This is a genomic window from Microvirga sp. GCM10011540 (assembly GCF_042650665.1).
Lineage (GTDB): Bacteria > Pseudomonadota > Alphaproteobacteria > Rhizobiales > Beijerinckiaceae > Microvirga > Microvirga lenta.
In genome coordinates this window covers 1-21,959 of sequence record NZ_JBHSBQ010000145.1, presented here as the reverse complement: position 1 = coordinate 21,959, position 21,959 = coordinate 1, and the positions used below count along the sequence as shown (strand labels likewise).

The following is a 21,959-nucleotide window of genomic DNA, read 5'->3' as shown; positions in this document are numbered from 1 at the left end:
GGGAGGTTCAGCCGCCCCTCAGACGCCGATGGCGGCCTTTACCTTCTCGGCGCGGAACGGGATGTCGTAGAGACGCCGTCCCGTCGCATGGCGGATCGCGTTGCCGATGGCCGCTGCGGTGGGGCCCTGCGCGGCCTCGCCCGTGCCCAGGAAGGGCCGGCCGGGCCGGTCCATGATGCGGATATCCATGCTCTCCGGCACGGCGCCGAAGCGCATGATCGGGTAGCTCGACCAGTCGATGCTGGTGATGCCGGTCTCCTCGAAGGCGACCGCCTCGTAGAGGGTCCAGCTCGCGGCCTGGATGATGCCGCCCTCGGTCTGGTTGCGGATGCCGTCCGGGTTGACGACCTCGCCGCTGTCGATGGCGGCGACCACGCGGGTCATGCGGCTGCGCCCGGTCTCCCGGTCCACCTCCATCTCGATAGCCATGGCCAGATAGGCCGCCAGGTTCTTGTAGCGGGCGAAGGCGAAGCCCCGGCCCCGCCCCTCGGGCAGCGGATCCCCGGACCAGCCGAACCCTTCCGCCGCCGCCTCGATCACCGCGCGTCCACGTGGGTCCTCCATGTGGCGCAGGCGGAACTCCACCGGGTCCACGTTCGCCATCAGGGCGAGTTCGTCCATGGCGCTCTCGATGGCGAACACGTTGACATAGGCGCCCAGCGCCCGCAGGGCCGAGACCCGCAGGGGCATGTCGGGCAGGAAATGCCAGATCACCCGCAGGTTCGGCACCGTGTAGAGCGGCACCGCATTGCGGTCGCCGTTGCCCGCGGGCGAGATGGTGAGCTTGACGGGCTGGGGCGGGAACGGGTTCGGCAGCGACCGCGCGGCGATGAGGGAGCCTGCCGGCCCCGGCCTCGTGGTGTGGGTGTTGCTCCACAGGTCGTAGTTCCAGTCCACGATGCGGCCGGTCTCGTCGATGGAGGCGCGCAGCTCCGTCAGCATGGCGGGGCCATAGGGCTCCCACACATGCTCCTGCTCGCGCATCCATTGCAGGCGCACCGGACGCCCCGGCACCGCCTGGGCCACCAGCGCGGCATCCGCCGCCGCGTCGTCGGCGCCGTTATGGCCGTAGCAGCCCGAGCCCTCCACATGGATGACGCGCACCTGCTCCGGCGCCACGCCCAGCATTTCCGAGATCGCCCTGCGGTCGGGATAGACGCCCTGGGTGTGGCTCCAGACCGTCGTGGTGCCGTTCTCCAACAGGGCGACGGCGCAGGACGGGCCGATCGAGCCGTGGATCTGGTAGGGCCGGGTGAAGGTCGCCTGAAAGGTCTTCGCGGCCGTCGCGGCGCCGCCTCCGCCGCGCTCGGCGACCACGCCCTGCTGCGCCGGAAAGGTCTTCAGGCTCGCGACGAAGCCGTCCGGATCGGGAAGCCGCGTCCCCTCCGACCACTGCGCCGCCGCCTCCAGGGCCTGCATGGCCCTGATTGCCTGGAACTCGCGCTCCGCCGCCACCGCGAGGAAGCTGCCGTTGCGCACCACCGCGACGACGCCCGGCATCCGCTCGACCGCAGCGGAATCCAGGTTCGTGAGGGTCGCGCCGGGGCGCGGCGGGCGCACGACGCGGGCATGCACCATGTTCGGCAGGCGCATGTCCTGCACGTAGATCGGCGTGCCGGTCACCTTCGCGGGGATGTCGACCCGTGGCAGGGACTGGCCCATGACCCGGAAGCTGCCCTGCGGCTTCAGCCGGGTCTGCGGCACCGCTTCCACGTGCAGGGTTTCGCCGGACACGAGGGCGCCGTAATCGAGCGCCTGCCCGTCGGTCCTGACCACCTTTCCGTTCTCGGCCCGCAGCCCGTCGATCGGGATCTGCCAGCGGGTGGCCGCCTGGGCGATCAGGATGTCGCGCACCTGCGCGGCGGCGTGGCGAACGGCGGTGCCGCTGTTCTGCATGGACTGGCTTCCCGCGGTGTAGCCTTCGTCCGGGGTCCGGTCCGTATCGGCCGTGACCAGCCGGACGGCCGCCGGGTCGACCTCCAGCTCCTCCGCGGCGACCTGGATGATCGCGGTCTTCACGCCTTGTCCGAGCTCCGCCTTGCCGGTGAACACCGTGATCTCGCCGTTGGCGTCGATGCGGATCCAGGAATCCAGCAGGGGAGCGCCCGACAGGCTGCCGGGCAGCTTGGGCCTCGGCTCCTTGGGCGGCGTCACGCCCTGCACCTCGCCCTCCTGGGCGAGGGCCCTCGACAAAAGCGAAAAGCCGACGACCAGGGAGCCGCCTCCGGCCAGAACGCCGCGGCGGGTCACATTCTTCGCATCGTGCTTCGTCATCAGGTGGCCCCTCCGCTCTGGGAGTTCTGCCGCATCAATTCGCCCGCGCGCATCACGGCCTTGATGATGCGCATATGGGTGCCGCACCGGCAGAGATTGGGTTCGAGATGCGTGCGGATGGCGGCCTCGTCCGCATCCGGGTTCGCCTGCAGCAGGGCCTGCGCGCGCATCATCATGCCCGGGATGCAGTAGCCGCACTGGGCCGCCTGCTGCTCGATGAAGGCCTGCTGCATCGGCCCTGGCGCATCGAGGGTGCCGAGCCCCTCGACCGTCGTGACCTTGCGCCCTTCGAGCAGGAGAACCGGAGTCACGCAGGAGAGCACCGCCGTGCCGTCCACCATGACGGTGCAGGAGCCGCATTGGCCGATGCCGCAGCCGTACTTGGCGCCGTTGAGCTCCAGATGGTCCCGCAGCACGTAGAGCAGCGGGGTGTCGGGATCGGCATCGACCTGGCGGGTCGTGCCGTTGACGGTGAGGGTCACGGCCATGGCGTCGTCCTCATGCTGGATTCCGGAGGGGCCTGCGTCGTGCCGTCCATGCGGTAGACCGTGACCTTTCGCTCGCCGCCCATGGTCTGGGCGACGCGCTCACGGGTGTCGGTCCAGGCGGGCAGGTCGCTGAAGCGCTCGCGCATGTAGTCGAGCAGGGCGACCAGCTGATCCTCGTTCAGGACGCCGCGATAGGCCGGCATCATGGCGCTCGGCTCGCCCTTGGCTCCGGGCAGGCCGAACAGCACGACATTGATGATGTTCTGCGGATTGGGTCCGTTGACGGCGGTGCTGAGATGCAGGTTGAGCCCGCCGAACGGCAGGGGGCGGCGGCCGTCGTGGCAGCCCTCGCAGGCGCTGACATAGATCGCCTCGCCGATGCCGCTGCCGGATGCGCCGGCCTGAACGGGACGCGGTGCTCCGCCCTCCTCCCGGATCGCCGCGCGCGCGGCGTCCGCCCGGGTCTGCCGCTCCTGGTTCGGCTCGCCCATCAGGTCGGCGAGATACGTCGCGATGGCGCGGGCATCCTCCTCCGGCACCGAGCCGAGATTGGCGGTCACCGGCGCCATCGGCCCGCGGGACACCCCGTGCTCCTGATGCCAGCCGTGGCGCAGGTAGAAGGCGAGGCTCTCCGCGTTCCACGGAATGGGAGCGGGCGACGCCGCGTTGATGGCGTAGGCCGTCCAGTTCTCGACCTCGGCTCCCGCGAGATGAAGCTCCCGCTGCTCCGCGCCGAACCGGTTGCGCGGCGTATGGCACGCACCGCAATGGCTCAGGCCTTCCGTGAGGTAGCGCCCCCTGTTCCATTCCGCCGAGCGGTTCGGATCGGGCTGGAACGCACCCTCGCGGAAATAGAGCGCCTTCCAGCCGGCGAGCAGCATGCGCATGTTGAGCGGGAACGGCAGTTCGTTCTCCGGCGCCTGCGCCCTCACGTGCTTGCGCGACATGAGGAAGGCGTAGAGCGCCCGGTTGTCCTCGTCGGTGACGAGCGTGTAGTGATCGTAGGGAAAGGCCGGATAGAGGTGGCGTCCCTCGCGGTCGACGCCCTCGCGCATGGAGCGCAGGAAGGCGGCCTCCGACCAGCGGCCGATGCCCGTCTCGGGATCGGGCGTGATGTTCGTCGAATAGATGGTGCCGAACGGGGTGGGGATGCCCAGGCCCCCGGCGAAGGTCTCGCCGCCCGGCGCCGTGTGGCAGACATTGCAGTTGCCGATGGCCGCGAGATCGGAACCCCGCGCCACCAGCGCGGGATCCAGCCCCGCCTGGGCGGGCGGATCGACCGGGTCGATTTCCGAGCGCCACGCATAGGCCGCGAAGGCGGCCACACCGATGACGAGAAGGAGCGCGAGACCTGCAAGGACCCGAAGGAAGGTCTTCATGAATGCGGGACCCGGACGAAGGGCGCCGCCTGTCTACGCACGAAACCGGGATCGCATCGTCTCTGCACCGCCAACCTCCCCTGCCGTCGAGCGGTACGCAACTTTCTCGCTTGCTGAGCTGATTTCAACGCGGAACGGGGGACGAGTGTTCCATAGGAACTATGCGAACAGGGTAGCCGTCCGGCCCGGAATCCGCGGGGGCCTCCATAAGCCTATTGAGGGATGGCGGGCGAAAACTACCGCTTTCGGATGATTGTGCCCCATGTGTGGCGCGCAAATGACAGCATTCCGTAACGGAATCGTCTCTAAGCGATGCCGCAATTTGGACAGGCAAACCCTGCCTCGGAGACCCGTTTCGTGACGAAATCAGCAGCAACCTTTTCCGCCCTCGCCAGCGGCTTCCTGATGGCGACTTCCCTGACCGTGGCGTCGCAGGGACATGCAGCCGATCTCGCCACCCGCTCCGCCCCTCTTCCTCTTCCGGTGCTGGCCGCGGGCCCGTTCTTCTCCGCCGAGATCTATGGCGGCTATCTGACCGGGCAGGCCCGTGAATACGTGTACAACGTGCCGGGCAACGGATCCAAGCTCAGCCAGCTGAACTGGCAGATCGACAATGCGGCCATCCTCGGCGCGCGCCTGGCCTATCGGCCGCTGGACTGGCTGTCGCTTCGGGCGAACGGCTGGACGATCATGGCATCCGACAACGCCATGGACGATTTCGACTGGATGGCCGGCTACATGGGCTTCGACAGCTGGTCGGAATGGTCGCATTCGTCGGACACCACCCTCGCGAAGGGCTACCAGATCGATCTGGGCGCGGCCGCGAGGTTCTACCAGTCCGGTCCCTTCGAGTTGAGCGCCCTGGCCGGCTACCGCTTCATGACGTTCAAGATGAACGCCTATGGCGGCCACTACATCTATTCGAGCGAAAACGGCTTCCGCGATCTCACGGGCGTCTTCCCCGACCGTCTCGGCATCGCCTATCAGCAATGGTGGCATACGCCCTATCTGGGCCTCGGCGCGAGCTATTCCGCCGGATCGCTCAAGGTGAACGCCGAGTTCATCGCGAGCCCGTTCGTGATGTCGTCGGACAAGGATCACCACAATCTCCGGAACATCGTGTTCGAGGAGCGCTTCAGCCCCGACTGGATGGTCGGCGTGACGCTCGGAGCGGAATACGCCCTGACGGACACCGTCTCGCTGACGGGACAGGCGGAGTACCAGAACTTCTTCGAGGCGAAGGGCGGCTCCCTGATGTTCGACGGCGGACAGGGACGGGTGGAGAAGACGCCGAAGCCCGCCGCGGGCGGCGACATCAGCACCCTCATGCTGTCGGTGGGCCTCAAGGCACGCCTGTAACGCAAGTCCCCTGCGAGACGGCCGAGGCGGCGACCGGAAGAGATCCGGCGCCGCCTTTTTCATGCCGGTCCGAAAACCTATTTGCGCGGCCGCACCAGGGCGAAGACGGGCGCGGCTGCGATCATCACCAGGAACACCCGGATGATGTGGTGGGCGGCCACGAAGGCCACCTCGATGCCCAGCGACAGCGCGACGAGGCTCATCTCCGCGAGGCCGCCGGGCGAATAGGCCAGGAGCAGGGTCACCCGGTCGTAGGACGAGATGCGGCTCACCCCCGCCGCGAACGCGAAGGTGATCGCGAGCAGGATCACCGTCGAGCCGAGCGACAGCACGAGGATGCGTATAATCTCGCGCGGGGCGAGGCCCGCGAAGCGGCAGCCGATGGTGGTTCCCAGCACGAGCTGCGCCACGGTGACGACCTCCACGGCGGGCACGAAGCGGGTCCATCCGAGAACGTGCACCGCCGCGCTGACCAGCATCGGGCCGAGGAGAAGCCGCGCCGGAAGCCGCAGGTAATGTCCGACCAATCCGCCGACGACGGCCGTCGCAACGAGCCAGACCTCGTCGATCCAGGGGGTCTCGAAGACGGACACCCCGAATTGCGGCCTTGCCCCGACCGAGACGCCGCTGGTGAGCCAGATCAGGAACGGAAGCGTGAGAACCACGAGGAGAATGCGGGCCGAGTGCACGAGGGCGATGGTGCGGGCGTCGCCGCCCTTGTCCTCGCCGACGATCACCATCTCGACGAGGCCGCCCGGCATTCCGGAAAAATACGCGGTCGGCACGTCGAAGCCGGCCACGCGCCGGAAATAGGCGACGCAGGCGGCTCCGCTGACCACCACGAATCCCGCGAGCCCCAGCAGCGTCGGCAGCCAATGGGTGGCGCTCTCGATCACCTGGGGCGTGAAGCCCGCGCCCAGCATCACCCCGATCACCATGGTCATCGGCGGCCGCACGGCGGCGGGAGCGGCAATGGGCGCGCGCAGGAGCGCCGCGAGGGTGCAGGCCGTCATGGAGCCGAGCATCCACGGCAGCGGCAGGCCGAGCCGGACGAAGACCCAGCCGCCGAGGGTGCCGATCAGCAGGGCGGCGAGGAAACGGCCGTAGGGAAAGGCGGCAGGCGAGAGCTTCCGGACCCAGCTTCGACAGGCCGTGACGAGTTCAGATGCCATCGTTCCTCATGGCCGGCGCAAGGCATCGCACCGGGACGGATCCGCCTTTAGCCCGGCTTCAGAAGCCCGTGAAGCCCGTATCGAAGGAATAGGACACGGTGAGGCCGAGGCCGAACTGGTTCTCCGAGCCGAAGCGCTTGACGATCGGGCTGTCGGCGGCGTCGCCCACGAGGCGCTTGTAGGAGACGAAGGCGGTGGTCGACCATTGCGGCGACCATTCGTAGGTCATGGCGGTGGTCACGCCCACGGAGGTGAGGCCGCCGGACGGACGGTAGGGCGTCACCTGGCCGTTCACGGCCGCCTCGAAGGGCGTCACGCCGAAATAGGTGCGGGTGAACTCACTGTCGCCCAGCGCCAGACGCGGACCGGCCGAGAAGGTGAAGGCGCCGAAGCGCTGCACGAGGTCGACGCCCAGATCGGCCACGAAGCCCTCATGGCCGCCGAAGCCGCGCCGGATCTCGGCGCGGGCGCGCAGGAACTCGACGGGCCAGTACTCGACGAAGACGCCGGGCTCGACCGCCCAGTCGATCTTGTCGAGGCCGAAGAGGCGGCGGTCGTCCTTGTAGTAGCGCCCGCCCTGGAAGCGGCCGACGAAGCCGATGCGAAGCGCCGATTGCTCGAGGAAGGAGAAGCTGAGGCCGTCGTCGGGGGCGCTGAACCGCTCCGGCGTCCCGGCGCGGCGGAAGCTCACGGACGGAAAGCCGTAGACGCCGAAATCGTCCGCTCCCGGATAGGACGGACCGGCCCGCAGATTGCCCTTGATCGTGGCGATCCAGCTCGCGGAGGTCACGGGCGCCTGCTGGAAGAGGAGGTCCGCGGCCTGGGCGGGAGCAAGGGCCGAACCGAGAGCGAGGAACGGGACAAGGACGAGGGATCTGGCGATGCGCATGGCTCTTCCTGCTTCGGGACCGGACAACCCGTCCTGGCCTCAAACTTACCTAAGGTCAAGCATGATCGCCACCCGTGGCGACGGCCGCGCGGGGCGGATGGGCGAAGCGATACAAAATCCAGGTTTCCGAATTCTTTCCGCGCTCTCGCCCTGGGCCCGCCGAGGGTCTATAGGCCGTGGCATACCAGCAGGGAGACTCAATCGGACATGTACGGCATCGGCATCATCGGTCTCGGCGTCATGGGACGGCGCTTCATCCAGGGCCTCAGGGCCAACCCGGATTTCCGCATCGTCGCGGGCTACGATCCGGCCCCGGTCGAGACGGACGTGCCCCGCGCCGCGAGCGTGCAGGACCTCCTCGCCGATCCGGCCATCGACTGCATCTACATCGCGACCCCGCCCGCCACCCACGAGGACCTGGTCGCGGCCGTGGTCGGCGCCGGGAAGGCGGTGTTCTGCGAGAAGCCCCTCACGGCCGATCCGGAGAGCGCGCGGCGCTGCCTGGAGACGGTGGCCCGTTCCGGCGTGCCGGCCGCGGTGAACTTTCCCTTCGCGACCGCGCCCGCGTCCCTGCGCATGAAGGAGCTGGTGGAGACCGGCGCCCTCGGCGACGACCTGACCGCGCACCTGACCCTGCGGTTCCGCACCTGGCCGCGCGGCTGGCAGCAGGGCGCCGCCGGCTGGCTCGCCGGTCCCGAGCAGGGCGGCTTCACCCGGGAGGTGGTGTCCCATTTCGTGTTCCTGGCCGGGCGCCTGTTCGGCCCCGGCGAGCTGACCGAGGCGCGCATCGAGCGGGGACCGCTCGGCAGCGAGACGCGCATGGAGGCCGTGCTGCAATTCGCCCGCTGCCGCATGACCATCGACGCCGCCGTGGAAGGCGAGGCCGAGGAGTTCAACCGCTTCGAGGTGAAGGGTTCGAAGGACGTGGCCGTGATCAGCGAGTGGTACCGGCTCACCCATTCCGGCGGCAACATCGAGCCCGCCCGGGCCGACGGGCACCAGATCGCCGAATTCGCCAAGCTGCTGGGCGGACAGGAAAGCCGCCTCGCGACGGTGCGGGAGGCGGCTGGCGTGGTCGATATCGTCGAGGGGATTCTGGCGCGGACGTCGCAGGAGACCGTTTAGACATCCTCGAAGCAACGGCCCTCGCCGCGGGGCCGGTTCCGGATCGGCCGCTACCAGCCGCGCTGGCGCTTGATCATCTGCTTCTGCATGTTCTTCTGCGCCCGCCAGTAATCCTTCTCCGCCTCCTTCTGCATCCGGTAATAATCCCGGACGCGCTCCTTGCGGCTGGTGGAGTTGCGGTATTGGTTCCAGTCGTAGTGCCTGTCGTGGATGTATCCGTCGTCCTCGTCGACGAAGAGCTGGAAGAGCTGCGCCGGAACCACGATGGAACCGCGCCCTGGCGCGGAGGTGGAGGGCAAGGCCGAGGCGGGGACGGCCATGAGGCCGAAGCCGGCCAGGGCGGCGGCGGTCAGGATGAAGCGCCTCGTCTGCGTCATGTATCTCGTCTCCCGTGCCGTCACCGTTGCCGGCTGAAGGTCTGCGGCAGGGTCGGGGCTACCCAATCCATGCGCGTTACCGCGCCGTCGTCGTCCCGTTCGAAGCGGATCTGCGTCACCGCCTCGTCGCCCATCATGGCCGCGATGGGCGCATAGGCCCCGCTGGCGTCGAGTCGCGCATCGAAGAGATCCTCGTCGCGAGGCGCCAGCGTCAGCGTGGCTTCGGTATCCTCGAGCCTCAGCCGGAGCCGCCCACCTTCGACGCTGACCGCGACGTCTCCCAGCAGCGGCGACATGTAGGTTCCCGCAAAGGCCGTCAGATCCTGGGACTCGGGCGCATGCGCGGGAGGCGCGGCCTTTTCCCGCTCCTCGGCCTCCCTCCCACGAGCCGCCTCGAGGGCGAGCGCCACGTTGTCGACGGCCTCGTTGCCGAGAAGCCGGTCATAGACCCACTGCGCGACCGCATCGGGAAAGCCCCGGTTCTGCGTGTTGGTGAGGACGACGATGCCGACGCCGCGGTCGGGCAGGAAGCCGACATGGGCGCCGAAGCCCATGGTCCCGCCGTTGTGCCAGACGATGCGCCCGTTCGGCGTTGCGGTGACGACCCAGCCGATTGCGTAGGAAAGCCGCTCGTTGATGGCGACGCGCGGCGTCCATGTCACGTCGAGGTTCTCTTCGGAGACGATGACCTTGTCCTCGAAATGACCGCGCCCGAGCTGCATGCGCAGCCACCGCGACACGTCCGGCACGTTGGAATTGATGCCGCCGGCGGGGCCGTGGATGTAGGGGAAGGATTCATGGAACGGAATGGCGGTGGTGGCCGCCTCGTCCTGCCGGTGGCCGACGGCATGGTCCGGCGCCTTTTCGATGGCTTCCGCCGAGGACGAGGACGACGTCATGCCGAGGGGCTCGAAGATGCCGCTCCTGACCACGTCGCTCCACGATTCCATGCCCAGCTTGCGGGCCAGGATGATGCCGCCCGCGATATGGGTGATGTTGACGTAGGTGAAATCGGAGCGGAACACCCGCGTCAGGGGTGCGTCCCTCAAGGAGCGCACGAGCGTCATCGCATCGTAGCCGAGCCCGGTCAGGCCATCGTTCACGTAGGGCGTCAGACCGCTGCGCTGAGCGGCGAGGTCGAGCACACGGATGTCGCGGCCGACCCAAGGATCGCTCAGCTGGAATTCGGGCAGGAGATCGGAGACGCGGTCGTTCCATTCGAGCTTGCCGGCATCCACCGCCTGGGCCAGCGTCGCGCTGAAGAAGGCCTTGGAGGTCGAGCCGATCTGAAAGATCGTGGCGGGGTTCACCCGATCCGGCTTGCCGAGTTCCTTCACGCCGAAGCCTTTGGCGTAGATGAGCTTGTCGTTGTGCACGATGCCGACGGCGGCGCCCGGCACATCGAAGCTCTCCATGCCCGCCTGCAGATAGGCTTCGAATTCCGGGATCAGCCCGTCGATCCGCTCGCGCATCGCCGATGCGCCGAGGCCCTGAGCCTGTGCCGGCAGGGCCGCCGCACCCGTAAGAGCCAGGACGGCGGCAACAGCCGAAACGAACCTCGACCCGAAAAATGACATCGGAGCCCCCACCTGTCCCGCGCCGGTCGGGCGATAGTGTCAGAACTCCGCCTTACTCTCAATGCGCAACGGCGCTGACTTCCGACGCTATGCCTGCGTTTCTCCCGTCGCTGGCGATGGGAGAAACGGGAATGTCCTACAGCGGCTTGAGGCCCGCCTCGATCTGCGCCCGGCGCGGCTCCAGGAAAGGCGGCAGCGCCAGGCGCTCGCCGAGGCTTTCCAGGGGCTCGTCCGTGGCGAAGCCCGGGCCGTCCGTGGCGATCTCGAACAGGATGCCGTTCGGCTCGCGGAAATAGAGGCTCTTGAAGTAGTAGCGGTCGATGGGGCCGCTCGACGGCGCCCGCATGGCGCGCAGCCGCTCGGCGCACTCGCGGTAGGTCTCCTCGTTCGGCGTGCGGAACGCCACGTGATGCACGCCGCCCGCGCCGGGATGCGCCGGCTCGAGATGCGGCTCCACCGCCACGTGGAGCTCGGCGGAGGGGCCGCCCGCGCCCATCTCGAACACGTGGACCGGCGTGTCGCGGATGCGGAATTCCCGCGCGGCGCGCATGTCCATGCCCCTGGTCAGCACAGCGGCCGTGCGGTCGAGCTGCGGCACGCTGATGGTGATGGGACCCAGGCCCCGGATCTGGTGCTCAACCGGCACGGGGCTGCGATCCCACGGATGCGCCTCGTCGCCCTGGCCGCCGTCGTCCACGAGAGCGAGGCGCTGGCCTTCCGGGTCCTCGAAGGAAAGCCACAGCCGCCCGTCGCGCTCGGCGATTCCCTCGTGCTGGATGTGGAGGGAATCGAACCGGTCCTTCCACCATTGCAGGGTTTTCTCGCCGTTCACGCGCAGGGCCGTGTTGACGATGCTGTGCGTGCCGCGCCGCTCGCGCTGCACGGGCCAGTCGAAGAAGGTGATGTCCGTGCCGGGAGAGGCCAGGGCGTCGGCGTAGAACAGGTGATAGGCGCTCACGTCGTCCTGGTTGACGGTCTTCTTCACGAGCCGCATTCCCAGCGCCTGCGTGTAGAAGTCATGATTGCCGGAGGCATCCGCCGTCACGGCGGTCAGGTGATGGATTCCGGTCAGCTTCATGGCGCTCTCCTGTCCGTATGAAGCTGGCAAGATAGGGTTGCAGGCCTGCAAGCGCGACCCTATCGAGCGCCAAAGAGACCTTGCGAGGATGCAAGAAATGTCTGCGCTCCCCCTTCGTTGGGAGACGGGCGGGAGTGCTGCGGCGAGGAAGGCGCTCGTTCGCCTCAGTGGAGGATATCGCGCTGAGCGAGGGCGAAGAGTCTCGCCGGCAACAGGCTCGCGCCGATAGCGTGCCCTGCTCTCCTCCCCACGGATCTCGGGCCTGCCCGTGTTCACCGGTGGCGCTGACCGGCTCTCCTCCCCCTTGTGGGGAGGAGTTGGAGGTGGGGGTGTGAGCGATAGCCTATGACGGTCCGGCGCCGGCACCCCCACCCTGGCCCTCCCCACAAGGGGGAGGGAAAACCTGCGCCATATCCGGCGATGTTGCGTCCCTGCCCAGATCTGACACCCGGCTTCCTGCCGAGGGTGATGAGTGCGCTCAGCCGAACGAGCGAACTTTCACGCCGCCTTGGCGCGCAGGTCGTCCGGGGTGACGTCGTCCGGGATCGGGCAGATATAGGCGCGGCCGCCGGTGCGCTCCGTCAGCTCCGCCTTGGCGCGGGCGATGAGATCGGGATTGCGCAGGCAGTCGGCGGCGGTGGCCGCCATGGCCTTCGCCGCGAGCACCATGCCTTTGTGCGCGGCGGGCAGGTTGCCCTGCGCCACGAGCTGCCAGGTGTGGAACGGGGTGCCGATGGCGAAGCAGGCCGTGTGGCACTGGACCGTGGGCACGATCCAGCTCACGTCGCCCACGTCGGTGGTGCCCATCATCACCTCCTCGCGGGTCGGCATGGAGAGCACGCCGTCGTGGAGCACCTTCGTCCTCAGCGACATGTCGTGCGGCTTCACGCTCGCCAGGATCTCCTCGTCGGTGAGGGACGCCGCCCGCAGCTTTTCCGCGAAGGCGAAGTCGGCCTCGTCGAAGGCCGGCGGCCCGAGGCGCTTCATGTTCTCGTACATGGCCTCCTGCAGGGCCTTGTTGGGAACGACGTTCGACGTGGCGTCGGTGATCTGCACCGTGACGCTCGTCTCCGTCATCAGGCTCGCGCCTTCCGCGATCTTTTTCACGCGCTCGAACAGGCGCTCCGCATCGGGCAGGTGCGGCGAGCGCACGAGATAAAGGGATTCCGCTTGAGATTGCACCACGTTGGGCGCGTCGCCGCCCGTATTGGTGACCGCGTAGTGCACGCGCGCGTCGGAGGGCATGTGCTCGCGCATGTAGTTCACGCCCACATTCATCAGCTCCACCGCGTCGAGCGCGCTGCGGCCCACATGCGGCGCGGCGGCGGCGTGCGAGGCGCGGCCCCGGAAGCGGAAATAGGCCTGGATGCAGGCGAGCGACGACGTGGTCTGGACCTCGTTGACCACGCTCGGATGCCAGCAGAAGGCGGCGTCGAGATCGTGGAACAGGCCCGCGCGGGCCATGAAGGTCTTGCCCGATCCGCTCTCCTCGGCCGGGCAGCCGTAATAGCGCACGGTTCCGGCGATGCCTTCGGCCTCCAGCGCATCCTTGAGCGCGACGGCGGCGAGCGCCGAACCCGCGCCCAGAAGATTGTGGCCGCAGCCATGGCCGGGCGTTCCCGCCGCTGTCGGCTTGTGCCGGGTCTCGCCGGATTCCTGCGCCAGGTCCGGCAGCGCGTCGTATTCGCCGAGAATGCCGACGACCGGTCCGCCGCTGCCGTATTCGGCCACGAAGGCGGTGGCCATGCCGCCGACATTGCGGGTGACGCGGAAGCCCTCGGCCGTGAGCATGGCGATCTGCTCCGCGACCGATCTGTGCTCCTCGAAGGCGAGTTCGGGCATCGCCCAGATGCGGTCGCTCAGGGCGCAGTAATCGGCGCTCTTGGCGTCCACGCGGCGGGCGATTTCGTCGAGGCTCAGGCGGTCGTTGTGCATTCCACTCTCCTTGCACCGACCGTCATTCCGGGGCGGCCGAAGGCCGAGCCCGGAACCCATATCCACCGTCGTCGCCGAAGAAGAGCGGCGCGAGGTCCGCACATTCTGAAGCGCCGATGTCTATGGGTTCCGGGCTCCGCTGCGCGGCCCCGGAATGACGGGTGGGGATGTCCGGCCCGAACCTGTATCCGCAAACCCGTCCAATGTCAGCCGACCGCGAACAGGTCCCGGTTGTCGGAGCTCGCCACCGGCTCCTCGAAGGCGTTCGGGTCGCCCGGCCCCGTCTCCCAGCCGAGATCGGGGAGCGCGATGATGCGAAGCCCGCGCGGGTCGTTGCGGGTCACCACGATGTTGCGGGTTTCCATGTAGGCGATGAGACGCCGCGCGCGGCCGGGGGAGCGGCTGCCGCAGGCGCGGGCGATCTCGCCGTCCGGCGGGCAGGGCGAGCCTTCCAGGGCGGCGCGGGCGAGGAGCAGGAACACGCCCTGGATGTCCTCCGCGAGATCGGCCGCATAGGCGATTGCGCGGTCCCATTCGGTGCCCTCGGCGGTGGCCGTGTCGACGCCCGCGCGCGCCACCGCGAGGCGGCGGCGGAAGGCGGGCAGGCTCAGGGGCTCGCCGCTCACGCGGCGGATGCGGCAGCGCACGAGGAAGTCCTGGTAGAGCACCGCCACCGTGCGGAAGGCCGCCTCGGGATCGTCGAGGATCTCGCGCAGGATGGCGTCGAGCGCCGCCTCGCGCTCGGCCTTGCTCTCCTCGGTCGCCTCGGCCTGCGGCTCCGGCGCGGCGGCCGGCCGCGTGCGGGCGAGCTGGGCGAGAAGATCGTTGGTGGAGGGGGCCGGCGGCGGCGGGGGCGCGCGGCGCGGCATGACCGGGCGCGCGGGCTCGTCCTCGCCCGGCTTGAAGATGAGGTCGCGCGCCTCCTCCTTCGGCTGCTCGGGGAGCGGCACGAGCTTGAAGCTGCCGCTGCGGGCCGAGGTCTCCACGTCGCCGATGCGGATCGGCACCGGGCGGCGCGACAGGGCGGGGCCGAGCGCCACGAAATGGCCGCGCTCCAGGTCGCGGAACATCTCCGCCTGACGGCGCTCCATGCCGAGGAGATCGGCGGCGCGCGCCATGTCGATGTCCAGGAAGGTGCGGCCCATGAGGAAGTTGGAGGCCTCCGCCGCCACGTTCTTGGCGAGCTTGGCGAGGCGCTGGGTGGCGATGATGCCGGCCAGCCCGCGCTTGCGGCCGCGGCACATGAGGTTGGTCATGGCCCCGAGAGAGACCTTTCTGGCCTCGTCCGACACGTCGCCCGCGGCGGCCGGGGCGAAGAGCTGCGCCTCGTCGACGACCACGAGCATCGGGTACCAGTAGTCGCGGTCCGCATCGAACAGGCCGCCCAGGAAGGCCGCCGCGCAGCGCATCTGCGCCTCGGCGTCGAGGCCCTCCAGGCTCAGCACCACCGAAACCCGGTGCTGGCGCACGCGGGCGGCGATGCGCTGGATGTCGCCCTCGCTGCGGGAGGCATCCACCACCACGTGGCCGAACTTGTCGGCGAGCGTGACGAAATCGCCCTCGGGGTCGATGATGGCCTGCTGGACGAGGGATGCGCTCTGCTCCAGGAGCCGGCGCAAAAGATGCGACTTGCCGGACCCGGAATTGCCCTGGACGAGCAGACGCGTCGCCAAAAGCTCCTCCAGATCGAGCAGAGCCGCCGTTCCTCCGGGTGCGGAGGACACCACTCCCATGTCGATGCCGACCTTCATCAGCCTCCCTCGTGTCGTTTCAAGAACCGGCCCGTACCTAACACGCCCGAACGCCCGAAAGTGCCGGGAGTCGCGGAATGCGCCACAATCTTGAGGCGCTATCCCCAGGCATGAGGCCGCAGGCACCCTGAAACCGGGCGGTAACGGAAGCATTAACCGTGGGTCAGCCTCCCAGGAGAAAAAATGCCGCCTTCCCTCACCGTCAGCCGGGTTCTTCCCGACAGCCCGATTCTCTCCTGGGAGGTCCCCGGCCTCTCCGCCCAGACGACGGGCGCCCCGCTGTCCGGCGACGACCAGGGCACCCGCCCGCCGCCTCCGGGCGAGGCGCGCACGGAGAGCCTTTTCGCCTATGTGGGAATGGGCCTGTCGCTCCTGATCGTCATCGCGGCCGTGTGGATCCTGATCCGGCGGCGGCGGCGCTGACGAGGATCAGTCGGCGATGGCCGCCTCGGCGGCCTTGATGGCGCTGCCCTTCAGGGGCCGCTCCTCCATGGCGAGCAGGAACGCAAAGGCGAGGCCGAAGCCGATGACCGCCGCCATGAAGACGTAGCTGAACACGTCGGACAGGTTGATGCCGCTCCGGGCCGCCGAGGCCGCCAGGGACTCGAAGCTGGCGGCGCCCACCATTCCGGTTCCGCTGAGCACGATGGCGCCGAAGATCGCCACGATGAAGGCGCCGCCGAGCGAGCGGAAGAAGTTCGCCGCCCCGGTGGCGGTTCCGAGTTCGTGGGGCGAGACCGCGTTCTGGATCGCCACGGTGGAGACCGGCAGGAGCGTGCCCAGGCCGATGCTGATGACCGCGAGGAGTCCCTCGACCGCGAGCAGGGAAATCCCGTTGCCGAGAACCGCCAGCACCGCCGTGGCCGCCATGGCGACCACCAGGCCGACGACGGGCAGGCGCTTGTAGTGGGTCACCTTCGCCATCATGCGGCCGGAGAGCGTGGCTCCCACCACCGTGCCCGCCATGAGCGGGATCAGCGCCAGGCCCGACAGGCTGGCCGAGAGGCCGCGCACGGTCTCGAAATAGACCGGCAGGTAGATGGTCAGCCCGATATAGGTGCCCATGCCGAAACAGGCGGAGAGCGTGCCCATGCGCACCACGGGGTTGTGCAGCACGCCGGGCGGGATCAGCGGCTCGGGCGCCAGGCGCATGCGGATCGCGAACAGGACCCAGATCACGGCCGATCCGGCGAAGAGGGAGACGATCGGCCACGAGCCCCAGGGATAGCGCAGGCCGCCCCAGCTCAGGGCCAGCAGCAGCGAGACGGTCGCCGCCACCATCAGGAAGGCGCCCAGGAGGTCGAGCCGGTGCGGCCGGTCGAAGCGCGGCAGCTTCTTGAGGCCGTGGAAGGCGATGAAGAGGGCGATGAGCCCGAGGGGCAAGTTGATCCAGAAGATCACCGACCAGTGCAGGTGCTCGGCGAAGAAGCCGCCCAGCACGGGGCCGAGCAGGCTCGACGTCATGAACACGCTGGCGAAATAGACCTGATAGCGCCCGCGCTCCCGGGGCGGCACGAGATCGGCCACGATGGTCTGGGCGAGCGCGATCAGGCCGCCGCCGCCGAGCCCCTGGACCCCGCGGGCGAGGATGAGCGCGATCATGGTCGGGGCCAGCGCGCAGGCGATGGAGCCCAGGATGAAGACGACGATGCCGATCAGCATGGTGACGCGCCGGCCGTAACTGTCGCTGAACTTGCCGTAGAGAGGCGTCACGGCCGTGGCCGTGAGGAGGTAGACCGTCACCACCCAGGGCAGGTGCTCGAGGTCGCCGAGCTCGCGCCCGATGGTCGGCAGGGCGGTGGCGATGATGGTCTGGTCGAGGGCGGCCAGCAGCATGGCCAGCATGACGCCGAGGATGATCGTACGGATCTCCGCCTGGCTCAATGTGTCCCCCCGGCCGGGCCGCAGGGTCTCTCTCGTGCGCTGATCCATCGTTTCCTTCGCCTTGCTGCAGCCGATTTAGGGGAGAGTAGCCGCCTTGTCTCAAAACCTGGATGCAGGGCTGATATGCGTTCGCGCCCGCAGAGGAATCGCGCCGGAAGAATTCATCGCAGGCTAGGCACGGATCGGGGCGGCCGCCATATCTCCGTTCCCACGACCTGTTTTCGCCAGACCCGGAGGCCCCCGTGCAGCCCGAGAACCCGTCCCAGCCGCCGGCCCTCGACGACGAGACGCTCGCCTTCGCCCAGCGGGTCTTCCAGCGCACGAGGGAGGGGCGGACCGAGGAGCTGGCCCCGCTGCTCGACATGGGCCTGCCGCCGAACCTGCGCAACGAGAAGGGCGACAGCCTCCTGATGCTCGCCTGCTACCATGGCCATGCGGAGCTGGCGCGGGCGCTCCTGCGGCACGGCGCCGATCCGGACCTCGCCAACGACCGCGGGCAGACGCCCCTCGCGGGAGCGGCCTTCAAGGGCGACGCGGCGACCGCGCGCCTGCTGCTGGAGCATGGGGCCGGGGTCGACGTGACAGGAGAAGGCGGCCGGACCGCCCTGATGGTCGCGGCCATGTTCAACCGCACGGAGATCGTGGAACTCCTGCTCGCCCACGGGGCCGACGCCTGCGCCCGCGACGCAAGCGGCCTGACGGCCGAGGCGGCCGCCCGGGCGATGGGGGCGTCGGACACGCCAGAGCAGCTCGTCCGGTGGGTGCGGGAGCACGGCTCCGCCGAGACATGAGGATGCGAAGCCGCCCTGAACGCGCCCCCTTGCCGTCCGGTGCCGCATGGCGCTAGCTGTGCGAGACCATCCGCATCCCGCCATGACCGCCCGCACCCGATTTTCCCGCTCCCAGGCCCGGCGCATCGCGCTGGCCGCTCAAGGCCTCGGCGAGACGCGCCCCGCCGCGCCGACGGCCCGCCACGTCGCCCGTGTGCTCGACCGGTCGAGCCTGCTCCAGATCGATTCGGTGAACGTGCTGGTGCGGGCCCATTACATGCCGCTCTTCTCGCGGCTCGGAGCCTACGACCGGGAGCTCCTGGAGAGGACCGCCTATCATCCCAAGAAGCGCGGCGCCTTCGAGTATTGGGGCCACGAAGCCTCCCTGATCCGCCTCGACCTCCACCCCCTGTTCCGCTGGCGCATGGCCCGGGCGGCGCGGGGCGAGGGCATCTATGGCGGGCTCGCCCGCTTCGGGCAGGAAAAGCGCGCCTTCATCGAGGAGGTCCGGCGCGAGATCGAGGATCGCGGCCCCATGGCGGCCGGCGAACTCAGCGGCGGCCACAGGGGACAGGGCTCCTGGTGGGGCTGGAGCGACGGCAAGCGGGCGCTGGAATGGCTGTTCTGGGCCGGGGAGGTCACCACCGCCACGCGGCGCGGCTTCGAGCGCATCTACGACCTGCCGGAGCGGGCGCTGCCCGCCGCGATCCTGAACGTGCCGACGCCGCCCGAGGAGGAGGCCCAGCGCGAGCTCCTGCGGCTCTCGATCCGCGCGCTGGGCATCGCCAGCGAGCGCTGCCTGCGCGACTATTTCCGCATCGAGCCCACCGACGCCAAGGCGCGCATTCCCGAACTCGTGGAGGCGGGCGACCTGGTTCCCGTGACGGTCGAGGGCTGGCCGGGGCCGGTCTATCTCGACCCGCAGGCGAGGCTTCCGCGCCGGATCGACGCGCAGGCTCTCGTGTCGCCCTTCGATCCCATCGTCTGGGAGCGCACCCGCACCGAGCGCCTGTTCGATTTCCGCTACCGGATCGAGATCTACACCCCCGCCGAGAAGCGCGAGTACGGCTATTACTGCCTGCCCTTCGTGCTGGGCGAGGCCATCGTGGCGCGCCTCGACCTCAAGGCGGACCGGGCCGGGAGCCGGCTCCTCGTCCACTCGATCCACCCGGAAGTCTCCGTGGCGCCCGAGGAAATCGCCCCCGCGCTGGGCGACGAGCTGCGCCTGATGGCCCGGTGGCTGGGGCTCGGCGACATCGTCGTGCCGAAGGATTGGCGCCAACGGCTGGAGCTGTGAAAGCGGCCTCGCGTGCTGTCGTCGTGTTTCGAGGCGGGCTTGGCTCCGCCCTGCTCTCCTCCCCCGGATCTCGGACGCGCCGACCTGCTCTCCTCCCCCTTGTGGGGAGGAGGTGGAGGTGGGGGTGTGGGCGCCACACCGTCATAGGCTATCGCTCACACCCCCACCCTGGCCCTCCCCACAAGGGGGAGGGAAAAACGTCGCGCCCGATGCCGCCAGATCCACGACGACCTCCACCAACTCCCGCCCTCCTTCGAGACGGACCCGACGGCGGGCGATTGCCATCCGGGATGCGGGCTTTCACAATCCGGCCTTGGCCTTTGTCGGCGCGCCCCACTCGCCAGACCGGCCGCACCCCTCTATGTCTGCCACGATGAACAACCTCGTCGCCCCCGCCACCCGCATCTGGATCCGCCTTCGCCTGAACGAGCTGGGGCCCCTGATCTCGCTCGCGGGCTTCGGCTTCTTCGCCTGGGCCTTCATGGAGCTCGCCGACGACGTGAGCGAAGGGGAAACCCATGCCCTGGACCAGTCCCTGCTGCTCGCCCTGCGCGATCCCGCGAACCTGGCCAATCCCCTCGGGCCCGGATGGCTGGAGGAGGCGGCCCGGGACATCACGGGGCTCGGCGGTTATGCGGTGCTGGCTATCATCACCTGGGCGACCTGGGCCTATCTGATGATGGTGGGCAAGCGGGGCGCGGCACTCCTGGTGCTGGTCTCGATCATCGGCGGAACCCTGCTCTCACATGGACTCAAGCTCGGTTTCGAACGGCCCCGGCCCGATCTCGTGCCTCATGCGACCCAGGTCTACACCGCGAGCTTTCCGAGCGGCCACGCGATGATGTCAGCCATCACCTACCTGACCCTCGGCGCCCTGCTGGCCCGCGTCGAGAAAAGCCGGCGCACCCGGGCCTTTGTGATGGGTCTCGCAGTGGCCATGACCCTGCTGGTGGGCGCAAGCCGCGTCTATCTCGGCGTCCACTGGCCCAGCGACGTTCTGGCCGGCTGGTCGGTCGGCGCAGCCTGGGCTTCCTTCTGCTGGTTCGTGGCCCTGCAATTGCAGCGGGGAGGCCAGGTGGAGGATCCGGGCGAAACCTCCTCCCCCGAAGCCGAGACCTCATGACGGACGACGACAGGAAACCGGTCCGGAAGGTCCCGCGCAAGGTCACGCCCGCCTATTTGCAGCGGGCCGCGATGGCCTATCTCGAACGCTATTCCTCCTCGGCCGAGAACCTGCGGCGCGTCCTGCGGCGCAAGGTGGAGAAGCGCTGCCGCCTGCGCGGCGAGGACCCGGCCGAGTTCCACGAGGCCATCGACGAGGTGGTGGCGAAGAGCCTGCGCAGCGGCCTCATCGACGACACCCGCTACGCCCAGGCCCGGGTCGCGACGCTGCGCCGCCGCGGCGGCTCCGCCCGGGCGATCGGGGCCAAGCTCGCCGCCAAGGGTATCGACCGCTCCACCATCGCCGAGGCCCTGGAGGGCGAGGAGGGCGACGAGGAGAGCGCCGCCCGCGCCTTCGCCCGCCGGCGCAAGCTCGGGCCCTACCGGCCCGGCGAGCGCACGCCCTACCGCGACAAGGACCTTGCCGCGATGGCCCGCGCCGGCTTCCGCTTCGACGTGGCCCGCGGGATCGTCGACGGGGAGCGGGACGAGGACATCCCGCATTGACGATGGACCGGCCGGACTAGATCAGCCCCGCGCCCACATTCACCGCGAGCGCTCCCGCATCTCGCCCATGGACGACCGGGCGGCCATGAGCCCGACCGGAACGGGATAGCAGAGGATGCCGATGTTCCAAGCCACGAGGGCGGAACCGAGCCGCCGCGGGCGCAGGCGGGCGACGCTCCCGTCTTTCACGTGGCGACCTCCATATCCCCTTCGCGGCGGCGTGCTCTACATGTCGCTGCGTAACCTCACAAGGAGACAATCATGAACCGCAAGGCAAGAGCCGTTTGGCAGGGCACGGGCAAGGACGGCAGCGGCCATCTCTCGGCCGATTCGGGCGTCCTGTCCAACACGCCCTACTCCTTCAAGACCCGTTTCGAGAACGAGAAGGGGACCAATCCGGAGGAGCTGATCGCCGCGGCTCACGCGGGCTGCTTCACCATGGCGCTCGCCTTCCAGCTCCAGAACGCGGGCTTCAACCCGACCGAGCTCGCCACCGAGGCGGTGGTGTCCCTCGAGCAGGAGGGTGGCGGCTTCACGATCAAGAAATCGGCCCTCACCCTGAACGCGAACGTGCCCGGCATCGACCGCGGCAAGTTCGAGGAGCTCGCTCGCGCGGCGGAGAAGAACTGCCCGGTCTCCAAGGTGCTCAACGCCGAAATCACCATGGATTTCACCCTGGCGTGAGACGTTAGGCGGAGGCCGCGTGGATGTGACCGTGACAACGCGACCTCCTTCCCTCCCCCTTGTGGGGAGGGCCAGGGTGGGGGTGCTGGCGCAGGACCTTCATAGGCTATCGCCCACACCCCCACCTCCACCTCCTCCCCACAAGGGGGATACTGCTGGCGAATCCATCATGCACCTGTTGGAAGCGTCATGAGCCTTGTGAATGCTGACTGACGCGTTCGCGCGAGCGGTGTGCCCGCGAACCAAGCCCCT

The 21,959-nt window shown here is 68.9% G+C and carries 20 protein-coding genes; 8 read left to right on the top strand and 12 right to left on the bottom strand.

The window, feature by feature from the left end:
- Positions 1-18: 18 nt before the first annotated feature.
- From ACFOYU_RS26030 to ACFOYU_RS26020, 3 genes are read right to left on the bottom strand one after another with little or no spacing between them, the layout of a single operon-like run.
- Positions 19-2,274, bottom strand: coding sequence for a molybdopterin cofactor-binding domain-containing protein (locus ACFOYU_RS26030; protein ID WP_377035785.1), 2,256 nt, complete (start codon positions 2,272-2,274; stop codon positions 19-21).
- Positions 2,274-2,762: a (2Fe-2S)-binding protein gene (locus ACFOYU_RS26025; protein ID WP_226738674.1), complete on the bottom strand. Its 489-nt coding sequence runs from the start codon at positions 2,760-2,762 to the stop codon at positions 2,274-2,276. Before ACFOYU_RS26025 ends, ACFOYU_RS26030 begins: the two co-directional genes overlap by 1 nt.
- The gene (locus ACFOYU_RS26020) at positions 2,753-4,141 is read right to left on the bottom strand and encodes a c-type cytochrome (RefSeq protein WP_377035784.1); all 1,389 of its coding nucleotides are present in this window, start codon (positions 4,139-4,141) and stop codon (positions 2,753-2,755) included. The genes ACFOYU_RS26025 and ACFOYU_RS26020 overlap by 10 nt, the downstream gene beginning before the upstream one ends.
- Positions 4,142-4,498: 357 nt before the next feature.
- Here ACFOYU_RS26020 and ACFOYU_RS26015 point away from each other — a divergent pair, with 357 nt between their 5' ends.
- Positions 4,499-5,500, top strand: a complete 1,002-nt coding sequence (locus ACFOYU_RS26015) for an omptin family outer membrane protease (protein WP_377035783.1) — start codon at positions 4,499-4,501, stop codon at positions 5,498-5,500.
- Positions 5,501-5,577: 77 nt separating this feature from the next.
- Here ACFOYU_RS26015 and ACFOYU_RS26010 read toward each other — a convergent pair whose 3' ends face one another.
- Both ACFOYU_RS26010 and ACFOYU_RS26005 read right to left on the bottom strand, forming a co-directional pair.
- Positions 5,578-6,672, bottom strand: a complete 1,095-nt coding sequence (locus tag ACFOYU_RS26010) for an AbrB family transcriptional regulator (RefSeq protein WP_377035782.1) — start codon at positions 6,670-6,672, stop codon at positions 5,578-5,580.
- Between the two features lie 58 nt (positions 6,673-6,730).
- Complete coding sequence (locus ACFOYU_RS26005; RefSeq protein WP_226738665.1) at positions 6,731-7,561, bottom strand: MipA/OmpV family protein; 831 nt, start codon at positions 7,559-7,561, stop codon at positions 6,731-6,733.
- Between the two features lie 207 nt (positions 7,562-7,768).
- Here ACFOYU_RS26005 and ACFOYU_RS26000 point away from each other — a divergent pair, with 207 nt between their 5' ends.
- Complete coding sequence (locus tag ACFOYU_RS26000; protein WP_377035781.1) at positions 7,769-8,686, top strand: Gfo/Idh/MocA family protein; 918 nt, start codon at positions 7,769-7,771, stop codon at positions 8,684-8,686.
- 50 nt (positions 8,687-8,736) lie between these two features.
- On the opposite strand, the gene ACFOYU_RS25995 is transcribed toward ACFOYU_RS26000, so the two are convergent.
- The 5 genes from ACFOYU_RS25995 to ACFOYU_RS25975 form a co-directional block, all read right to left on the bottom strand.
- On the bottom strand, positions 8,737-9,063 hold the full coding sequence (locus ACFOYU_RS25995) for a hypothetical protein (RefSeq protein ID WP_377035780.1): 327 nt from the start codon (positions 9,061-9,063) through the stop codon (positions 8,737-8,739).
- A gap of 20 nt (positions 9,064-9,083) precedes the next feature.
- Entirely contained in the window at positions 9,084-10,640 is a 1,557-nt protein-coding gene (locus tag ACFOYU_RS25990) for a serine hydrolase (RefSeq protein ID WP_377035779.1), read from the bottom strand.
- A 136-nt stretch (positions 10,641-10,776) separates the two neighbouring features.
- Positions 10,777-11,718: a ring-cleaving dioxygenase gene (locus ACFOYU_RS25985; protein ID WP_377035778.1), complete on the bottom strand. Its 942-nt coding sequence runs from the start codon at positions 11,716-11,718 to the stop codon at positions 10,777-10,779.
- A 498-nt stretch (positions 11,719-12,216) separates the two neighbouring features.
- Positions 12,217-13,653: a M20 family metallopeptidase gene (locus ACFOYU_RS25980; RefSeq protein WP_377035777.1), complete on the bottom strand. Its 1,437-nt coding sequence runs from the start codon at positions 13,651-13,653 to the stop codon at positions 12,217-12,219.
- Between the two features lie 206 nt (positions 13,654-13,859).
- Complete coding sequence (locus ACFOYU_RS25975) at positions 13,860-15,404, bottom strand: helicase HerA domain-containing protein (protein ID WP_377035776.1); 1,545 nt, start codon at positions 15,402-15,404, stop codon at positions 13,860-13,862.
- A 183-nt stretch (positions 15,405-15,587) separates the two neighbouring features.
- Here ACFOYU_RS25975 and ACFOYU_RS25970 point away from each other — a divergent pair, with 183 nt between their 5' ends.
- The gene (locus ACFOYU_RS25970) at positions 15,588-15,827 is read left to right on the top strand and encodes a hypothetical protein (RefSeq protein WP_377035775.1); all 240 of its coding nucleotides are present in this window, start codon (positions 15,588-15,590) and stop codon (positions 15,825-15,827) included.
- Between the two features lie 6 nt (positions 15,828-15,833).
- Here the strand turns inward: ACFOYU_RS25970 and ACFOYU_RS25965 are convergent, their stop codons facing one another.
- Positions 15,834-17,336 (bottom strand): MDR family MFS transporter, encoded by a 1,503-nt coding sequence (locus ACFOYU_RS25965; protein WP_377035774.1) that lies wholly within the window; start codon positions 17,334-17,336, stop codon positions 15,834-15,836.
- 194 nt (positions 17,337-17,530) lie between these two features.
- On the opposite strand from ACFOYU_RS25965, the gene ACFOYU_RS25960 reads away from it, so the two are divergent.
- The 4 genes from ACFOYU_RS25960 to ACFOYU_RS25945 all read left to right on the top strand — a co-directional run bounded on the left by ACFOYU_RS25960 (position 17,531) and on the right by ACFOYU_RS25945 (position 21,023).
- Positions 17,531-18,079 (top strand): ankyrin repeat domain-containing protein, encoded by a 549-nt coding sequence (locus ACFOYU_RS25960; RefSeq protein ID WP_377035773.1) that lies wholly within the window; start codon positions 17,531-17,533, stop codon positions 18,077-18,079.
- A gap of 82 nt (positions 18,080-18,161) precedes the next feature.
- Positions 18,162-19,355 (top strand): winged helix-turn-helix domain-containing protein, encoded by a 1,194-nt coding sequence (locus ACFOYU_RS25955; protein WP_377035772.1) that lies wholly within the window; start codon positions 18,162-18,164, stop codon positions 19,353-19,355.
- 361 nt (positions 19,356-19,716) lie between these two features.
- Complete coding sequence (locus ACFOYU_RS25950; RefSeq protein WP_377035771.1) at positions 19,717-20,478, top strand: phosphatase PAP2 family protein; 762 nt, start codon at positions 19,717-19,719, stop codon at positions 20,476-20,478.
- Positions 20,475-21,023, top strand: coding sequence for a regulatory protein RecX (locus ACFOYU_RS25945; RefSeq protein WP_377035770.1), 549 nt, complete (start codon positions 20,475-20,477; stop codon positions 21,021-21,023). The genes ACFOYU_RS25950 and ACFOYU_RS25945 overlap by 4 nt, the downstream gene beginning before the upstream one ends.
- Positions 21,024-21,062: 39 nt before the next feature.
- Here the strand turns inward: ACFOYU_RS25945 and ACFOYU_RS25940 are convergent, their stop codons facing one another.
- Positions 21,063-21,212, bottom strand: a complete 150-nt coding sequence (locus tag ACFOYU_RS25940; RefSeq protein WP_377035769.1) for a hypothetical protein — start codon at positions 21,210-21,212, stop codon at positions 21,063-21,065.
- A 72-nt stretch (positions 21,213-21,284) separates the two neighbouring features.
- Here ACFOYU_RS25940 and ACFOYU_RS25935 point away from each other — a divergent pair, with 72 nt between their 5' ends.
- On the top strand, positions 21,285-21,707 hold the full coding sequence (locus ACFOYU_RS25935) for an OsmC family protein (protein ID WP_226738632.1): 423 nt from the start codon (positions 21,285-21,287) through the stop codon (positions 21,705-21,707).
- The last annotated feature ends 252 nt before the right edge of the window (positions 21,708-21,959 follow it).

Excerpts from the sequence above, each read along its gene's own strand:
- ACFOYU_RS26030 (WP_377035785.1), bottom strand. The coding sequence starts at position 2,274 with ATGACGAAGCACGATGCGAAGAATGTGACCCGCCGCGGCGTTCTGGCC.
- ACFOYU_RS26025 (WP_226738674.1), bottom strand. The coding sequence starts at position 2,762 with ATGGCCGTGACCCTCACCGTCAACGGCACGACCCGCCAGGTCGATGCC.
- ACFOYU_RS26020 (WP_377035784.1), bottom strand. The coding sequence starts at position 4,141 with ATGAAGACCTTCCTTCGGGTCCTTGCAGGTCTCGCGCTCCTTCTCGTC.
- ACFOYU_RS26010 (WP_377035782.1), bottom strand. The coding sequence starts at position 6,672 with ATGGCATCTGAACTCGTCACGGCCTGTCGAAGCTGGGTCCGGAAGCTC.
- ACFOYU_RS26005 (WP_226738665.1), bottom strand. The coding sequence starts at position 7,561 with ATGCGCATCGCCAGATCCCTCGTCCTTGTCCCGTTCCTCGCTCTCGGT.
- ACFOYU_RS26000 (WP_377035781.1), top strand. The coding sequence starts at position 7,769 with ATGTACGGCATCGGCATCATCGGTCTCGGCGTCATGGGACGGCGCTTC.
- ACFOYU_RS25995 (WP_377035780.1), bottom strand. The coding sequence starts at position 9,063 with ATGACGCAGACGAGGCGCTTCATCCTGACCGCCGCCGCCCTGGCCGGC.
- ACFOYU_RS25990 (WP_377035779.1), bottom strand. The coding sequence starts at position 10,640 with ATGTCATTTTTCGGGTCGAGGTTCGTTTCGGCTGTTGCCGCCGTCCTG.
- ACFOYU_RS25985 (WP_377035778.1), bottom strand. The coding sequence starts at position 11,718 with ATGAAGCTGACCGGAATCCATCACCTGACCGCCGTGACGGCGGATGCC.
- ACFOYU_RS25980 (WP_377035777.1), bottom strand. The coding sequence starts at position 13,653 with ATGCACAACGACCGCCTGAGCCTCGACGAAATCGCCCGCCGCGTGGAC.
- ACFOYU_RS25975 (WP_377035776.1), bottom strand. The coding sequence starts at position 15,404 with ATGAAGGTCGGCATCGACATGGGAGTGGTGTCCTCCGCACCCGGAGGA.
- ACFOYU_RS25970 (WP_377035775.1), top strand. The coding sequence starts at position 15,588 with ATGCCGCCTTCCCTCACCGTCAGCCGGGTTCTTCCCGACAGCCCGATT.
- ACFOYU_RS25965 (WP_377035774.1), bottom strand. The coding sequence starts at position 17,336 with ATGGATCAGCGCACGAGAGAGACCCTGCGGCCCGGCCGGGGGGACACA.
- ACFOYU_RS25955 (WP_377035772.1), top strand. The coding sequence starts at position 18,162 with ATGACCGCCCGCACCCGATTTTCCCGCTCCCAGGCCCGGCGCATCGCG.
- ACFOYU_RS25950 (WP_377035771.1), top strand. The coding sequence starts at position 19,717 with ATGTCTGCCACGATGAACAACCTCGTCGCCCCCGCCACCCGCATCTGG.
- ACFOYU_RS25945 (WP_377035770.1), top strand. The coding sequence starts at position 20,475 with ATGACGGACGACGACAGGAAACCGGTCCGGAAGGTCCCGCGCAAGGTC.
- ACFOYU_RS25935 (WP_226738632.1), top strand. The coding sequence starts at position 21,285 with ATGAACCGCAAGGCAAGAGCCGTTTGGCAGGGCACGGGCAAGGACGGC.